Source organism: Weissella coleopterorum (genome assembly GCF_011304355.1).
GTDB lineage: Bacteria > Bacillota > Bacilli > Lactobacillales > Lactobacillaceae > Weissella > Weissella coleopterorum.
The window spans coordinates 232,916-249,577 of sequence record NZ_CP049888.1; the positions used below are offsets into that span (position 1 = coordinate 232,916).

At 36.0% G+C, this 16,662-nt stretch carries 15 protein-coding genes and 1 tRNA gene; 5 read left to right on the forward strand and 11 right to left on the reverse strand.

From position 1 onward, the window contains the following. The first annotated feature begins 168 nt into the window (after nt 1-168). The 4 genes from G7084_RS01215 to G7084_RS01230 all read left to right on the forward strand — a co-directional run bounded on the left by G7084_RS01215 (nt 169) and on the right by G7084_RS01230 (nt 4,171). Nucleotides 169-1,224, forward strand: coding sequence for a hypothetical protein (locus G7084_RS01215; RefSeq protein ID WP_166009288.1), 1,056 nt, complete (start codon nt 169-171; stop codon nt 1,222-1,224). A 17-nt stretch (nt 1,225-1,241) separates the two neighbouring features. Next, a complete protein-coding gene (locus G7084_RS01220; protein WP_166009290.1) occupies nt 1,242-1,943 on the forward strand; it encodes a hypothetical protein in 702 nt (233 codons plus the stop codon). 24 nt (nt 1,944-1,967) lie between these two features. Next, on the forward strand, nt 1,968-3,350 hold the full coding sequence (locus tag G7084_RS01225; protein ID WP_166009292.1) for an MDR family MFS transporter: 1,383 nt from the start codon (nt 1,968-1,970) through the stop codon (nt 3,348-3,350). An 89-nt stretch (nt 3,351-3,439) separates the two neighbouring features. Continuing rightward, nucleotides 3,440-4,171: a GntR family transcriptional regulator gene (locus tag G7084_RS01230; RefSeq protein WP_166009294.1), complete on the forward strand. Its 732-nt coding sequence runs from the start codon at nt 3,440-3,442 to the stop codon at nt 4,169-4,171. A gap of 64 nt (nt 4,172-4,235) precedes the next feature. On the opposite strand, the gene G7084_RS01235 is transcribed toward G7084_RS01230, so the two are convergent. Beyond that, nucleotides 4,236-5,600 carry a cytosine permease gene (locus G7084_RS01235; protein ID WP_166009296.1) on the reverse strand — a complete coding sequence of 455 codons (1,365 nt, stop codon included), beginning with the start codon at nt 5,598-5,600 and terminating at the stop codon, nt 4,236-4,238. A gap of 326 nt (nt 5,601-5,926) precedes the next feature. Between G7084_RS01235 and G7084_RS01240 the strand changes: the two genes are divergently transcribed. After that, nucleotides 5,927-8,380, forward strand: a complete 2,454-nt coding sequence (locus tag G7084_RS01240) for a phosphoketolase family protein (RefSeq protein ID WP_166009298.1) — start codon at nt 5,927-5,929, stop codon at nt 8,378-8,380. A gap of 131 nt (nt 8,381-8,511) precedes the next feature. Here the strand turns inward: G7084_RS01240 and G7084_RS01245 are convergent, their stop codons facing one another. The 10 genes from G7084_RS01245 to G7084_RS01290 form a co-directional block, all read right to left on the reverse strand. After that, the gene (locus tag G7084_RS01245) at nt 8,512-9,651 is read right to left on the reverse strand and encodes a tyrosine-type recombinase/integrase (protein WP_166009300.1); all 1,140 of its coding nucleotides are present in this window, start codon (nt 9,649-9,651) and stop codon (nt 8,512-8,514) included. Between the two features lie 166 nt (nt 9,652-9,817). Continuing rightward, entirely contained in the window at nt 9,818-10,642 is an 825-nt protein-coding gene (locus G7084_RS01250; RefSeq protein ID WP_166009302.1) for a KilA-N domain-containing protein, read from the reverse strand. Nucleotides 10,643-10,761: 119 nt separating this feature from the next. Then, nucleotides 10,762-10,835: transfer RNA gene (locus G7084_RS01255), tRNA-Ile, on the reverse strand. A gap of 41 nt (nt 10,836-10,876) precedes the next feature. Then, a complete protein-coding gene (locus G7084_RS01260; protein ID WP_166009304.1) occupies nt 10,877-11,734 on the reverse strand; it encodes a hypothetical protein in 858 nt (285 codons plus the stop codon). 71 nt (nt 11,735-11,805) lie between these two features. Continuing rightward, nucleotides 11,806-12,621, reverse strand: a complete 816-nt coding sequence (locus G7084_RS01265) for an FxLYD domain-containing protein (protein ID WP_166009306.1) — start codon at nt 12,619-12,621, stop codon at nt 11,806-11,808. 60 nt (nt 12,622-12,681) lie between these two features. Next, nucleotides 12,682-13,425: a competence protein CoiA family protein gene (locus G7084_RS01270; RefSeq protein ID WP_166009307.1), complete on the reverse strand. Its 744-nt coding sequence runs from the start codon at nt 13,423-13,425 to the stop codon at nt 12,682-12,684. A gap of 7 nt (nt 13,426-13,432) precedes the next feature. Then, nucleotides 13,433-14,368 (reverse strand): hypothetical protein, encoded by a 936-nt coding sequence (locus tag G7084_RS01275; protein WP_166009309.1) that lies wholly within the window; start codon nt 14,366-14,368, stop codon nt 13,433-13,435. Between the two features lie 83 nt (nt 14,369-14,451). Then, on the reverse strand, nt 14,452-14,877 hold the full coding sequence (locus G7084_RS01280; protein ID WP_166009312.1) for a hypothetical protein: 426 nt from the start codon (nt 14,875-14,877) through the stop codon (nt 14,452-14,454). Nucleotides 14,878-14,893: 16 nt separating this feature from the next. Then, a complete protein-coding gene (locus G7084_RS01285; protein ID WP_166009314.1) occupies nt 14,894-16,144 on the reverse strand; it encodes an ImmA/IrrE family metallo-endopeptidase in 1,251 nt (416 codons plus the stop codon). Then, complete coding sequence (locus G7084_RS01290; protein WP_166009316.1) at nt 16,125-16,490, reverse strand: helix-turn-helix domain-containing protein; 366 nt, start codon at nt 16,488-16,490, stop codon at nt 16,125-16,127. Before G7084_RS01290 ends, G7084_RS01285 begins: the two co-directional genes overlap by 20 nt. Nucleotides 16,491-16,662 lie beyond the last annotated feature (172 nt).

Consider the following 16,662-nt stretch of genomic DNA (forward strand, 5'->3'; position numbering starts at 1 on the left):
ATTGAATTTGTTATTAAGAGGTCTGGAACATTTTGTCCCGGCCTTTTGTTTTTGGATTAAGCGGTGGCGATTGGAATTTTATCTAAATATTTGTCACATATATCTCTATAACCAAAAAAATATGTAATTCAAGAAAAAAGTAAGTTAAATAAAGATGGAGGTGGGTTAATGAATCATCAACAATATCAGCACTTTAAAACTATCGTGGCGGAATTAAATCAGTATAAAATTGAGCCAATCGTGGTTGGAACGGCTTCCGTTGAATTATTGGCCAATTTGGATTTTGATGCCAAGATGATTCCGTTAGTGCTTGCAGATAAAATGATGAATAATACGCAAAATATCACAGAGATCATGCAACGTTTAGCGTTTAAACCTGGTGTTGATGAGAATCAAATGCTTTTCTCTGACGATGTGATTAGTTTGGATTTATTGAGTTATTCTGAATTTGAGGCATACACAGGTTTTCAACTTAACGATATGTTGGATCTACATAAACATCAAAATCCCAATTATCAAGTAATGCCTGCTACGTATACAATTGGCACATTAGACGCCTTGCTGCGGATGCCAAAGCGTTCAGATGTGTTAAAAAGCCAAGATAAAACCATGATGAATTATTTGGAAGCGCATGGGTATATCTTGGATCGTTTAAATCTAAATCCGGTTGATCAATTGGTACCTTGGGAGTATCGAATTGTCCAGCCAACTGATGATGCACAAATTGAAGATATGTTGCGAGATCAGCGCCCAGATGATTTAAAAATCTTATTAAAGCGAATTAAAAATGCTCGAAAAAGCCGTATTCGGAAGTATAATAATCTTGAAATAGTGGCGACAGTTGAGGGAACTATTTGTGGACATGCTACGGTGGAATTGGGCGTCTTAATGTCTGATGATGAATCTGATGGATGGATCGTGGGCAATCTTTTGGATTTAACGTTTAGTGGTGTGGAACGGGCTCATGGACTCCTTGAACAATTCTTAATCAGATTGGAAGAGGCCCTTATAACTTCGACACCGGCAGTTCTGATGGTGGCGGAAAGTAATTTTGGGCAGTTAGAAAAATTGGGTTTTGAGCCATTGAAATTTACAGATCTTAGGTTGCCGGTTGGTTTAAAATCAGATCGGTTTATGGTAAAAGAGTTATTCCAAGGAGTCCTCGATAATGTGAGTGGTCAATTAACTTTTGCTAAAGATGCATCTGACCCTTCAAGTCATTGAGAAAGGAATCAAGCGCGATGTGGCAAGAAATAATGTTGGCACACCCAGTTTTAGGGTTATGGGCTTTAGTTGTAGGAATTAACTTTTTAATCCCGGTTGGTGCCAGTTGGATGATTTCGCATAACATGGCCATTAGTAGTAATCGATTCGGTCAAAAAATTTGGTGGGCTTGGTTAGGTATTATTGTGCATGAACTGTCACATGCTGTTATTGCAGTTCTCTTTGGCCATCAGATTCAGTCTATTTCGTTCCTACAACCAGCGGATGCTAGGGGGACACTGGGGTATGTTGAGCATACATATGATCCTCATAATTGGTATCAAAAATTAGGTAATTTTTTTATTGGCATTGCCCCGATTTTTGGGATTAGTCTGAGTATGTATTTAGTCACATACTGGTTGTGGCCCAGCTTGTTGACTACGTCCCCAACGGGAGCACCATCGATAGTGCACGGAGTTGTCTGGGCCTATCTATGCTTCACTTTATTTTGCGGCATTGATTTGAGTGCAGCTGATTGGGCAGGAGCCCAAACGGGGATGTGGTTATATTTGGGATTATTAACGTTCTTTAGTTTAAGCTGTGCGTATTTTTTTAAAATTACGGGAGTTCAATATTGGCAATTTGGCGCCAAACAAGTTGTGTATTTTTTTGCCATTCTAATGGGATTGAGTTTTTTGATTAGAATTTTAGTAGCAGGCTTAGCTCGTCTGAAAGCTTAGCCCATTTTTAAGGAAAGGATGATTATGCAAGAATTAACCAAACGTCAACGCGGGGCGTTGTACATACTGATGGCGGGTGTGTTCCTGAGTTTTTTGAATCAAACTTTGATGAACACAGCCCTGCCTAGCATCATGCGTGAATTTAATATCGACACATCACTGGGACAGTGGATGACAAATGGATATATGTTAGTGAATGGTGTGATGGTTCCGTTGACAGCTTTTTTGATTCAACGATTTAAAACCCGGCAGCTCTACTTGACAGCGATGTTTATGTTTACGGTTGGGACAATCATTGCCGGACTTGCCCCTAATTACGGGATTCTAATTTTAGGTAGAATGGTGCAAGCAATGGGTGGCGGTGTGTTTGGTCCACTAATGAATGTGGTGGTCATGAACCTGTTCTCTAGCGATCGGCGTGGCGCCGCGATGGGGATGATTGGTCTAGCATTGAATTTTGCACCTACCATTGGTCCAACTCTCTCGGGAACAATTGTTTCATTTGCCTCTTGGCGTTGGCTTTTCTTAGGATTAGCGCCCTTAATGGTCATTGATTTATTGTTTGCATTAGTGCGTCTGACAAATGTAGGTGAACAGAAGTTTCTGAAATTCGATTTTACAGGTGTTGTCTTATCATCGATTGGGTTAGGGACACTATTATATGGATTTTCAAATGCGGGCACCGGAAATTGGACCAGTCCGAATGTTTGGGCCTATGGGTTAGTGGGGATATTGACGACGGGAGCATTTGTCTACCAGCAAACACATACCAAGGTTCCACTTTTAAACTTACGAGTATTTTCATACCATAATTTTTGGGTGGCTGTAATTATTAACGTGGTGCTGATGACAGCATTATATGGTGGTGCTTTGATGTTGCCACTTTATCTACAATCTGTACGCGGACAATCAGCGATGATTTCGGGAATGGTTTTGATGCCCGGAGCAATTGTAACGGCCTTCTTATCGCCCACTTCGGGGAAATTATATGATCGTTATGGTGCGAAAATTCTCGCACCAATTGGATTAACCATTACGTTATTTGGAACGTTGTTATTAGCGAATTTGGGGATGCATACTCCATTGTGGGTGCCAGTCATTGGACAATTGATTCGACAAATCGGTCTTGTTTTGGTCACTATGCCAATTCAAACCGAGGCCTTTAATGCGGTGCCGCTGGCATTAATGCCCGATGCTTCAGCAGCCTTTACCACGGTTCGACAAGTTTCGGCTTCCTTTGGAACCGCTGCCTTGATTACCCTATATAGTTTAGTAAGTCTAGGTCAACGACATCAAGGAGTTAGTTATCGGTTAGCAGAATTGAGTGGAATTCAAACAGCTTTTTATGTGGCTGCTTTAATTGTATTTGTTTCAGCACTGCTTACGCGTCTACTACATAAACGATAATTTAAAAAAGTGGTTGGACCAAACGGTTTTGGTCCAACCACTTTTATGTTAGAATTTAATTATTAAAGATAACGAGGAGACACAACAAAATGACGCAAGAAGCGATCTATGTGCGCATTATGGCAGATTTACAGAAGAGAATCGATACAGAACAGTTTCCAGCTTTAAAATTGCCAGATGAGCGCTCTTTAGCGTTAGAGTATGAAGTTTCCCGTAGTTCGATTAAACGTGCAGTGAGTGGGTTAGTAGGACAGGGAATTATTTTTAAAAAACGTGGCTCAGGTACATTTGTGAATCCTTTGTATTTAAAAAATAAGTCCATGTTTCGTTCAGTTGGATCAAATCTTGGAGTTTCAGATTCATTCCGCCATCATGGTGAGACCCCTGCGATTCATTTATTATCTGCAAAGGTACATGAAGCCGACGAAGAAACTCGCCAAGCGTTATTCCTTGAACCAGGGGAGGAAGTTTGGGAAGTTCAACGATTAAGGACACTTGATAATACATATTTTATGATTGAAAATGCCCTAATTCCAGTTAAATTAATTCCGCTAGCCACCAAAGATGATTTTCAATATTCGATGTTTCATTATGCTGAAAAAGCGACTAAAAAATCAGTCTCAAAGTCGTTTGTGACAGTGACCGTGGAGCCTTCAAATGAATTTGATCAACAAATGTTAGATCTAAATGTCAATGAACCAGTTGGGATCATGTCGGGAATTTATTTTCTGGATGATGGAACGCCGTTTGAGTATGGGATGATGCGAGTCCATTATAAATACATGCACTACAATTCGTTTATTTCAATGGATGGCGAATAAGCATTGAATCAAAAAAGTCTTCGCATTAGTTAAACTAATGCGGAGACTTTTTAATTAAGAAGGATTACTGGCTAACCTTATTTCGGTGAGGTAATGCCAGGATGAGATAGACAAGTGCAGTTAGAAGCATAGCTACAAAGGTTGCGCCAATCGATTCCTTGATGAAGGCAACGTAACCGAGCCCCCAATAGGTAAGTAGACCGAAGATCCAAGCCCCAATGGCACGCCAATTGATTCCGCCGTTATACCAAAATTGACCATCAACCTTAGTGAACTCGGTCATTTGATAATTTCCTCGACGAATTAAGAAGTAGTCAACTAGAAAGATTGCAATCTCAGGACCAAGTACCATCCCGATGAGATCTAAAAAGGTGATGAAATCAGTCAAAAAACTGGCTACGAAAAGTGGAATGAATGAGACTAAAGTGGCAGTGATGGTAACGATCCAAAGCGCCACTTTCAAACTTAATTGATGCCAAATGTTGGTAAGAGCCGAACCTGCAGCCATTAAATTAACTGCATTAGCCGTGGTTGAGGTAATCATGATCACGATTAGAGCCAAAGTTCCAAGTCCCAAGCGCATGGCAATGGTTGAAGGGTCGGAATAATTGGGATCATAATTATTAAGGGCGATTGCCGTTGCAATTGTAGCGGTTAAACCAATAAAGGCAAACCAGAATAGGCCCAAGTTGGCTCCCAGAAAGGCCATTGAAGTTGCGCCTTGTTTTGATTTACTAAATCGTGAAAAATCAGATCCTGCTGTGACCCAAGCTAAATTGAAGGCTGCTAAGATATCAATGGCAGCTCCTGAACTAATTTGAAGATGTTTTGGCGGCTGCCAAGCAAAGATAGCATGGAGTGAAACGGTCTGAAAGACGATAATTGATTCCCAGACGACAAAGATGATGACAAGGATGATTCCGATTCGTTCAATTAAGCGGACGGATTTTTCGCCCAGTGAAATCGATGCTAAGTGTAAAAGGGACATAATTATGATCCCAACAATTAGTCCCCACTGTCCACCAGGCTGACCGTAGCTGGGCCAGCCTAAAATAGTATGGAGAATGGTTGAGACGGAAATAGCCGCAATAAAAGTATTAGCAGCTGCCCAGCCAATAAATTGGACAATATTAATTAATGATGGGAGAAATGAACCACGAATTCCAAAGGAGGCGCGGGTGAGGGTCATGGCCGATAATCCAGTGTGATACCCCATTAAGCTAGAAATTGCTAGTAAAGCGTAAGATAAAACTCCAGCGACGATTAACGCCGTTGAGGCAGTATACATCCCCGCGGCCGCAATCACTCCACCGATGTACCAAGTTCCATTATTCGCGTTCGCACCAACCCAAGTCGCAAACATATCCCATTTATTGGAATAACGAGCAACTGGGGGAATGGGATGAACCTGACCAAAAGACTTTTGCATAATTTCCTCCTTGAAGATCAGCCACTTCCTATTTTGGGTGAATTAGGCAAAAAGAAAGGTCCCGCAGTAAAAAGGATACTATGGGACCACTTATTTGCTTTGATTTACGCCCTTATTGATCTCACGGGATCAATTTAAAGTGGTTTTATGTATCATAGCAGGTTGAAAACAGAAAAACAATTCAAATTTATTGCTAAAATTGGAACGGTCCAATTTGCGATTAATGATTGAAAAACAATTAAATTGATGTTATCATGAACTTATTCTTAGGGATGGTCCTAAGTTGGAATTACAATTCTCAAACCTATAAAGGAGATTTAATCAAAATGGCAGTAGATTTTGATTCACAAGAATACCTTGCTAAAGTTGATGCTTGGTGGCGCGCTACCAACTATCTTTCAGCTGGTATGATCTTTTTGAAGAGCAACCCATTGTTCTCAGTTACTGATACACCAATCGTGGCTGATGATGTTAAGGTTAAGCCTATCGGGCACTGGGGAACTATCTCAGGTCAAACTTTCTTGTATGCACATGCAAATCGTTTGATCAACAAGTACAACTTGAACATGTTCTACGTTGGTGGACCTGGTCACGGTGGACAAGTGATGGTTACGAACTCATACTTGGACGGAACTTATACTGACAATTATCCTGAGATCACTCAAGATATTGAGGGTATGTCAAAGTTGTTCAAGAAGTTCTCATTCCCTGGTGGAATTGGATCACACATGACCGCTCAAACTCCAGGATCACTTCACGAAGGTGGAGAACTTGGATACTCATTGTCACACGCAACTGGTGCAATCTTGGACAATCCTGACCAAATTGCTTTCGCTGTTGTTGGTGACGGTGAAGTTGAAACTGGTCCTGCAATGACTGCATGGCACTCAATTAAGTTTGTTAACCCAAAGAACGATGGTGCGGTTTTGCCTATCTTGGATTTGAACGGATTCAAGATCTCAAACCCAACTTTGTTCTCACGCATGTCAGACGAAGAAATCAACAAGTTCTTTGAAGGTCTTGGATACTCACCTCGTTTCATTGAAAACGATGATATTCATGACTACGCTGCGTATCACGAAATGGCTGCTAAGGTTCTTGACCAAGCCATCGAAGATATCCAAGCAATTCAAAAGGATGCCCGCGAAAATGGTAAGTATGAAGATGGAACTGTTGCCCCATGGCCAGTAATCATCGCTCGTTTGCCAAAGGGATGGGGTGGACCTACGCACAACGAAGCTGGAGAACCAATCGAAGGTTCATTCCGTGCGCACCAAGTTCCATTGAATCTTTCACAAAACAAGTTGGCAACTTTGCCACAATTTGAAGAGTGGATGAATTCATACAAGCCAACTGAATTGTTCAATGCTGATGGAACTTTGAAGGATGAAGTAGCTGCAATGGCACCTAAGGGTGACAAGCGTATGGCTGCTAACCCTATCACTAACGGTGGACGTCACCGTGGTGAAGCTCCAAAGAACTTGGACTTGCCAGACTGGAAGAAGTTCGCTAACGAAATTACTGCGGAAAACCGTGGAACTGAATTAGCTGACGGAAACCGTAACATGGACATGAACGTTTTGTCAGGCTTCTTCGCTGAAGTTGCTAAGATGAACCCTACTTCATTCCGTGTCTTTGGACCTGATGAGACGATGTCAAATCGTCTATGGGACATGTTCAAGATGACGAACCGTCAATGGATGGAACCAATCAACGAACCTTATGACCAACATCAAGCTCCTGAAGGTCGAATCATTGATTCACAACTTTCAGAGCACCAAGCTGAAGGTTGGCTTGAAGCTTATACATTGACTGGTCGTGTTGGAATCTTCGCATCATACGAATCATTCTTGCGTGTCGTAGATTCAATGATCACTCAACACTTCAAGTGGTTGCGTCATGCTTCAGAACAATCATGGCGTAATGATTACCCATCATTGAACTTGATTTCAACATCAACTGTTTTCCAACAAGACCACAACGGTTACACACACCAAGATCCTGGTATGTTGACTCACTTGGCCGAAAAGAAGGCAGACTTTATCCGTCAATACTTGCCAGCTGATGGTAATTCATTGTTGGCCGTCTTTGACCGTGCCTTCACTGAACGTCACAAGGTTAACCACGTGGTTGCATCAAAGCAACCTCGTCAACAATGGTTCTCAGTTGCTGAAGCTGAAACTCTTGCTAACGAAGGTTTGATGGTTGTTGACTGGGCTTCTACTGCACCACAAGGTAAGGCTGACATCGTCTTCGCATCTGCTGGTGTTGAACCAACAATCGAAACTTTGGCTGCTTTGCACCTTGTTAACGCTGCCTTCCCTGAAGTTGCAATGCGTTATGTCAACGTTGTTGAATTGATGCGTTTGCAAAACAAGAACGGTGCCATGAACTCAGAACGTTCATTGACTGATGAAGAATTTACTAAGTTCTTCGGTGAGTCAGGAACACCTGTTGTCTTTGGATTCCACGGTTATGAAGATTTGATCCAATCATTCTTCTACGAACGTGCCCACCTTGGACTTCGTGTTCACGGATACCGTGAAGATGGTGACATCACTACTACTTACGATATGCGTGTCTACTCAGAATTGGATCGATTCCACCAAGCCAAGGATGCTGTTTCAGCCTTGCTTGAAAATGGTGTCGTTGCTTCTGATAAGGCTGATGTCTTCTTCGAGAAGATGGATGCTATCTTGGCAAAGCACTTCGAAGTTACTCGTAACGAAGGTCGTGATATCGAAGAATTCACTGACTGGAAGTGGTCACCACTTGTTTAATTAACTTAAATAAACCCCGTTATACCGCGATGTCTCGTTGGTACAATGGGGTTTATTTTTTGTACTGATGTCAATAAACGTCATTGAGCGTCATCAAATATCAATAAAGTGTGTATTTTAGGTGTGTATTTTTAGAAGTTCACTAAGCTAGTAAAAATATCAGCAGTTGTTTCTTTCATATCTTCTGTGATGGACGTGTATACTCCAAGTGTTGTCTGAATATCATCATGGCCAAGTTGATATTGTAGTTGTTTAACGTTCATTCCAGCTTGAATTGAAAGTGTAGCGTAAGTATGCCTAAAACCGTGTATTTTAATTCTAGGTAGCCCAGCTTCTTTAACAATAGCTTCACACCATTTACGTGGTTGTCTAGCCTTAAGATAGCTTTTCATAGTAGTGTCCGTAAAAATGAAACCTGTAGACTTTAAACCACGTTTTAAAATTAATGTAGATTGGATTGCTTGATAGTGTTTCAGTATCGATATAGTGGTTGAATCAACTCGTATTGTACGAATACCCGCTTTTGTTTTTGGAGTGCTTAAAATCGTATTACCCATTTTATCGAGTGACAGAGCCTTATTTATGTTGATTGTATTATTAGAGAAATCTATATCAGTCCATTCTAGGGCTAAAGCTTCACCTTTACGCAAACCAGAAAAAGCTAATATTCTAAAAAAGGCGTAAACATAATACTTAGAATCTTGATAAATATTTCTAGTAGTTTCTAAAAATATTTTTAGTTGATCCTTAGTGTAATAATCGACTCTATCTGTATAGACTTTAGGTTGGACCGGTTTAGGAAATGTTACTTTATTAAATGGATTTACCTTAATAACTTCCAATGATACTAACATATTCATGACGTGCTTAAACGAAGATAAATTCTGTTTATACGTGAATATTTTAGTGCTTAACTCATTTATATATCTTTGTAACATGACTGAAGATATATCATCTACTTTTACTTTATCAAACCATTCATGTGTTAAGATATGAATGTTAATAAATTGCTCTGTTTTACGATAAGTAGATGGGGCAACTTTGGTTGAGTATGTTTTAAGCCACAAATCAAAAGCTAAATTCAAGGTCATATCGGTACTGAATTCGTCAAAGTCACCTGCATCAATTTTATTTAAGATATCTCGTTCCCACTTCTTGGCAATAGTGGAGGACTTGATACCTTTTTTATTTTTCTCACGACGCTTACCTAAGTTATCTGTGAAAGAAACTCTTACGCTATATGTGCCATCAGATTGTTTTTTAATACTCATAGTAAATCTCCTTTTTTTGGGTTTCCCGACTCAAAATAGGTTATGAGTAAAGCAGTTTAAAGACATGCTCAGGTCTGGTATAATAAATACCTGAAAGAGCTAGTAATAGTGATTTTCAGTTTTACGCATATCCCGTTTACTTTGGTCGGTAGGGGATGTGCGTTTTTTATTTAATTAATTTTTGACTCTCTATGCCAATAGATTGAGTACGAGCCATTTTGATTAATTTTTTTGTTCTAGTATCATCATCTACACCGTCACTAATCAATTGAGCATTAAAACTTTCTAGATTTGAAAGAATCAACAGTTGATTAATATCAGCATTATCTCTGATGTTTCCTTTTTTCTTTTTATTACTTTTTCGCCATTCTGAAGCAGTGGTTCCGAAGACAATCATGTTTAGACGATCGGCTTCGTTAGCATAAGTATATCCTTGAATAGTTTTGGCTGATGTTTCGGCTATTAGATGGTCCTTAATTGCATTAGTATGAAATTTATAATTAACTTTTGATAGGCTTCTTTTCAAATTCCAATCCAGACTTAATTTGTTACTTTCGTCCTCTTTAAGTCGTTGATAGTCTTTTATTACATAGAGTTGAAACGCCGGTGAAATCCAAGATGCAAAATTGAAAGCTATATCTGACTGTGCAAATGTTCCGCCACCGCGACCGGATTTACTAGATATACCAATCGCATTTGTAGAAGATGTCCATTTCTTAGGTGACATGACAAAAGCGTTTGCGCCTGAAGCGTTAATGAATTCATCAGCTGCTTCTTGATTAAAATTTTCGTTATTCATCGATTCCCATAATGATAAAAATTCCAAGGTGCTTCTAGAACGTATCCAATTTTGAATGATTGCGTTAGATTCAGTAGAATTTTTATACTTAGCTATATCAGTAAGGCTAATGAAATCCGTTCTTCCATCTGTATTAAAAATATTAATTTCCAATCCATCTGGTGATATAGTTTCGTGATTAATTTTTGACATTTCAACTAACCTCCTTTTTTTAAACCCCTCGAAATCGAGGGGTTTAAATTCATACATTTGACAGCATTGCAGTTTAATGTTAAGTGATAGTTTTCAAGTAATGTATTTTACACTACAAATGGACCTTGTCAGACTCGAACTGACGACCGAACGGTTATGAGCCGTTTGCTCTAACCAACTGAGCTAAAGGTCCGGGACAGTTTTATGACTTGCAGGTCAAGGAATGTTTAATTTCTATTTACTACTTAAAATGGCATCAAAGGTTGTGATGAGAAATGAGGTAAAGTAAAGTAATAACAAAAGACTTGTAGTACCAATATTATTAGAAAATAAATTTTCATTATTGAATATAATTTCAGCATTTGGGAATAAATATAATAATGTTTTAGGGATAAATACAATAATAATTGGTATGGTAGTTATATATCTGGAAATATAAATCATTATTGAATACCAACCATATGAACTATATCTATAGTGAAATATAGAAAAAGTAATTAAGAATGAAGTAGTCCAAATGATGATTTTTATCGGTAAATGAGTGATTACTAATTTCTCATGAAACTGTTTACTATTAAATTTTTTAATTAGTGTATTTCTAATTGTTTTTGACTTTGTATTATCTTGACGGTATTCTATCTTGTTCCATTGTTTCTCTGAAATAAGATAACTTGATTTGTTAGAATTAAACTTATTACGATCAGAGTCATCCATCTTATCGAAATCTTCATACATATTAGTATTTTTTTTAATATTCACTATCTTTAAATATGTATTATTATTTTTATCAGTAAAAATATCTTGACTTGAATTAGTCATCCATGATGATGATGCTATAAATACTATAGCAGGAATAAAAATGATGATAATCCATAGTACAAAATGCGAGATAAATGAGTTATTAAATATCATTCTAGTATTTATTAAAAATAATATTTTTTTAATATGAATTATTTTCATTGTTCTTTGAATGTTTATTTTGATTTTTTTTAAATATTCTTCATAAATATTAATCAATATATTAAAAGAAAATACGCAGGAAAATATTAATAAAGCAGTAACTAACATTATGTAGGGTGGATCTAATTTCATGTTTTTTCCTTGTTAAACAGTTTAACGTGGATATTCTAGCACGTATGTATCCCGCAGGAGCGGGAGATTTCTTATTTTGCAATATCAGCATTTGTAATTTTTACTTCATAAGAAGAGAAGTGCTTATCTGTTGAGAATTCAAAATTTACTGACTCATCTTTATTCCAAGAATCGGCATCAATATAATCAGTATCTACAACTGTTCCGTTATCGTCTTTTAGCTTAATGTCTGCTGTGAAATTTTCAATATTTTCGCCAGTAGTGTTCTTAAGTGTAGCGGTGTAGTCAAGGTAGTCACCTTCCTCATAAAATTCATCAGGTTGAGCCTTGAAATCAATTGACTTAAACATGTTATCTAAGTTGGTCTTAAATGTGTCATTTTTGTTGGCAGCGTGACCAGAACCTAGAATTTCATCAAGATTATCTTGATATTTCTTTGAAACAGTAATCTTTTTAATATTATTTATTTTTACAAGGATACCAGTACGCTTATCGTATTGAGCTTCCCAATCATCAGTGAATTCGTCAGATCCATAAGAATCTAAAGTTGATTTAGAATCTTTAAGAACGTTTATATAAGCGACTGCTTGTTCTTTTAACTTAGAGTCTTCAAACTTTTTATCCTGGTATTGTTCTATGACATCTAATTCAGCATTAACTGATTTTTTGTATTCGGCTTTACCGTATTCATCATCAGGCGTTGAATCTGCGATATTCCAACGACGTTCTAGTCCTTTGCTAAGGCTAGACATGAATTGATTGTCATAAGTCTTATCCTCATTATTTTGAGTTGTAAAATATACGATCAATCCGATAATGGCAATTAAAATAATGGCGATTGAAGAAAAAATAACAGGCTTCTTCTTGAACCAAGGGGTGGTATTCATACTATAACTCCTTAAAATACAGCTTTTAACGTGGATCAGTATTGCACGTTAAAATTAATCTTACTTATTATTTATATTTAATATTTTCAATGCACCGGATACGGTGAGTAATTCTTTAAAATTGGGACCAAATCCATTTTTTAATAGTTCTTCATCTGTGTAGTTATCAACAACTTTATGAATAGTTTCTTGTTTTTTAGTGATATTTGATACTAAGTCTTCTAAGTTTTTAATAAAAGTATCCAAATTTTCAATATTTTCAATATTGATATTATTAAATATTGAAGTAATATTAATCTCATTTTCATTATCTTTTTTTTGCATTATTATATTAGCCTGTCCTTTTATTTTATTATTTCTTATTTGTGTTATTGCATTAGCTAATCCTTGTCCCGATACTTTGTATCTAAATTTTTGTAGCTTATCTAATTTTGATTTATTTTTGTCACCGGAATCATCATTGTTAACTTTAAAATTTTGAGTATCTTTCTTATCAGTTTCGTCTTCTCTACATGATTCATCTGGAAAATGAGAAAAACTATGTTTATTTTTATTACCTAGTCTTGTATAAACTCGTTGACCACAGATAGGGCAAAACAAATCCTTTTGTGTCTTAATATTATCGGCATGTATACTAATGGCTATATATTCTGTAGAAGAGGTTGAAGCTGTGATGAAATTATCTGTAAATAATTTATCTTGCTCTTCTGAGATGAGACCTACATATTTACCAAATTCAGATATTTTTAATATTCTATTATCTTTTCTTTTGGAGTAAATATTTAAACTCCTAATTGTTCTCATAACGTTTTTATTTATCCTTGATTAAGTCTATCATTGTATTTAATTTATTTATTTCATTGTCTGTAGCAGTATCTAGAGATACATTTTTTATAAAATCAATTAGTGATTGTTTTTTATAATTAAGTTTATTTCTCTCGTTAAATTGAGTGGTGGTTGATAATAAATTGGTTATGTAATTTTTTAATTCATCCAATTTAGGTAAGTTAAACTCTGATAAATCGATATTATTTAACTTATTAAGTATTATTTCTGAGTCATTTTTTAAGTCTAACGGTTTGTTTGGTTCTGAAGTATAAAGATTATCGTGCCCTTTTAGTATGGATATATAATTAATATCTGATTGAGTTAGATTATATTGAGCGGATGAAAGTGTTTTAAAGAAATCTATCTCTCTTATATCTAATTTCATTAAGTCGAGTAAGTCTTTTAATGCATCTGTGGTATTAGGAGTGATATTTTTCTTATTTGAAAAAATATAAAATATATCAGTTAATAGGTTCTTAAATGAAAAATCTTTAATAGAAAAGTTACTATTACTTTGTCGAAATTTAGTTGCATTAACCATTAAAGGATCTAATTTTAACTCGTTATTATAGAATTCAGTAAAGAGATCTACAGTGGGTTTAATTATGTCGATAGGGTTACTAACAAAATGAATTTTATTAATATCTGTTATATTAACAACACCTCCATTAATGGAAAATATACCACTAAATTTTACTTTTTGGTGTGTGAGCTTAAAATTAGGTAATTCGTTTTTAATCACTACTTGTATTGAATTTAAGTGTTGGATACCATCATTGTAATGAAGCATGACGTTTTTAACGTCAAATCTAGCACCACTACCTAATAGATAATCTATAGGGTTACTTATAGATTCAGTAATTGTTCCTTCGACTGAAACAGTTTTACCAATTAATTTATTTTTTGTTGAGGTAAGCATGTTGTTCTCCTAATGTATTACTGTAGTTTTGACATATGTTATTCAAATTGATAATTGTTTTAGTTAGCATATTTATTCACAATTCAAGACAAACGATTTTTTATAATTTTAGCCAGATAAGGATTATGAGCAGTTGTACCTTTGGCTTTGTTTATTAGATCGTCAAACATTGATTGAAGCTCAAATGTAGTTGTGCTTCCGCATTTAGGACAATGTCTAGATTTTCCAGAGCAATATGCACCACACCCTGAGTACTTTTTATACTTATCGATCACGTGCATATCAATTTTCCATTCGCTATCAGTATCAAGAGGATTTCCATTTGATAAGCCGAATTCAGTAGCTGAAACTAATTCCATAAAACTGAATCCTGTACATCTATTTATTAGATAAAGTCCACAATTAGAACAAAAATCTTCTGTTCCAGTTAATTCATTTTCACATCCTGGACATCCTCCTTTTAATCTGGAAGGATTTCCAACGACATTAAAAGAGTAGTATTTAGTCAAGTTAAAACCTCCATTATTAGAATGGTAAATCTTCGTCGGTAACACCTTTAGAATTTATTTTTTCAGTATCCCATGATTCAAATAGAGATTGTAGGTAGAAAGTTGTAACGCTACCGCATTTTGCGCAATATCGCGCCTTACCTGAACAAGGATACTCGCAACCAATAAAATCATCATTATTTTTGAATTGGGCTGAATTAACATCTAGAACAGTCGGATCGAAACCAGTCTCAATAGTTAAGTATGTGGGATCCCCGCTAGTTCTGTCATATGAAAATTCATTCTTTGAATGTCCTGCACATCTATTTATTAAATATAGTCCACAAACATCACAAAAATCATCCTCATATTTTACTTCGTTACCACAAGTAGGACATTCATCTTTGATGTGACTTGGTTTACCTTCGACGGGTATTTTTTTATATTCAAACACTTCTTGTTCCTCAGTTTCGTGAAATTTAGCAGTTTTTGGCTTTATTTCAATTTTATTGCTACTACATACGGGACAAAATTTAACATCAGAAGACATTGTGTAATTAAGAGATTTGCAATGTCTACAGACGATAAAAGGAAGTTCCGACAGTTCAAATGATTCAAATAAAGTATTGTATCCATAAGTAGGTGAATATTCAATATAATTTTTCCTAGGTATAAATTTAATCGGAGAATCATATTTTAGTCGACGTTTCCAATATTGTTTTATAAAAGGAAACCCTTTAAATCTATTAAAAGCAATTCGAGCAGCTTGCGAGGACACATCAAATCTTTTTTCTATTCTTTTATAATCATCTTTATCTGTAATGAATATTGGGTTTATTAGAAATAATGAAGCAAAATGATTAGCTTCTATTTCTAATTCTTTATATGTTGTTTTATCTATACCACCACGATCAAGTTGAGTTTGTTGATCTTTTAAATGGTTAAGATAAAAGTGCCCAAGTTCGTGAGCAATGCTAAATCTAATTCTGCCTATTGTAAGATATGAAGGGTTATCGTTATAAAAGAGTGTGTACAGATCTTTTCCTGTGGATGTATCGTGATATTTTCTGATAAATGCATCATTTGAACTTGTATGAAATCTGTCTTTAAAAGTATCGATATCGATATTTAAAATTGATGATATATCTTGATATGAAGATATTGCAAAATTTGGTATTTTATCAATTTCTTTAAATAAATTAAAAGGTATTGTGTTTGGGTCTAAATTAACATAACTTTGTGCAACAGCTTTGTTAATTTTGTCCCAATCAATCTTCTTGTCGCGCATTTTTCAATAACCCCATATAGTCGAGAACTTTTTCCAACTCTGCATCTGACATATCAGCACCAACTGACGTGACATCCTCTAATTTATCTGCTCTGGATAGGCCACTCTCTACAAATCTTCTAGTAGGAGGTGTGGGATTATCATTATTACCAAGTAGGTAATCAACAGGAACATTTAATACATCTGATACAGCTTTAATTTTATCTGGGTTTGGCTCATGTATTTTCCAATCGTATATGGCGCTTTTAGAAACTTTTACACCTGATTCGGTTGCCATATCTGCAACTCGCTCAATAGACAGCCCTTTTTTAGTTGCCGTTTCTTTAATTCTATTAAAAATAGTCATTTTGGATGTGTTTTCCTTTTTAGGGATCTGATTCCGAAAAATTCCGGAATATACTATATATTGTAAGTTAATTGAAAGACATTGATAGTGATAAAAATCATTAAACAACCATGGAATATACTAATTTGTAATGGTCGTTTGGTCTTATTTACTATGTCATTATATTCCGAAA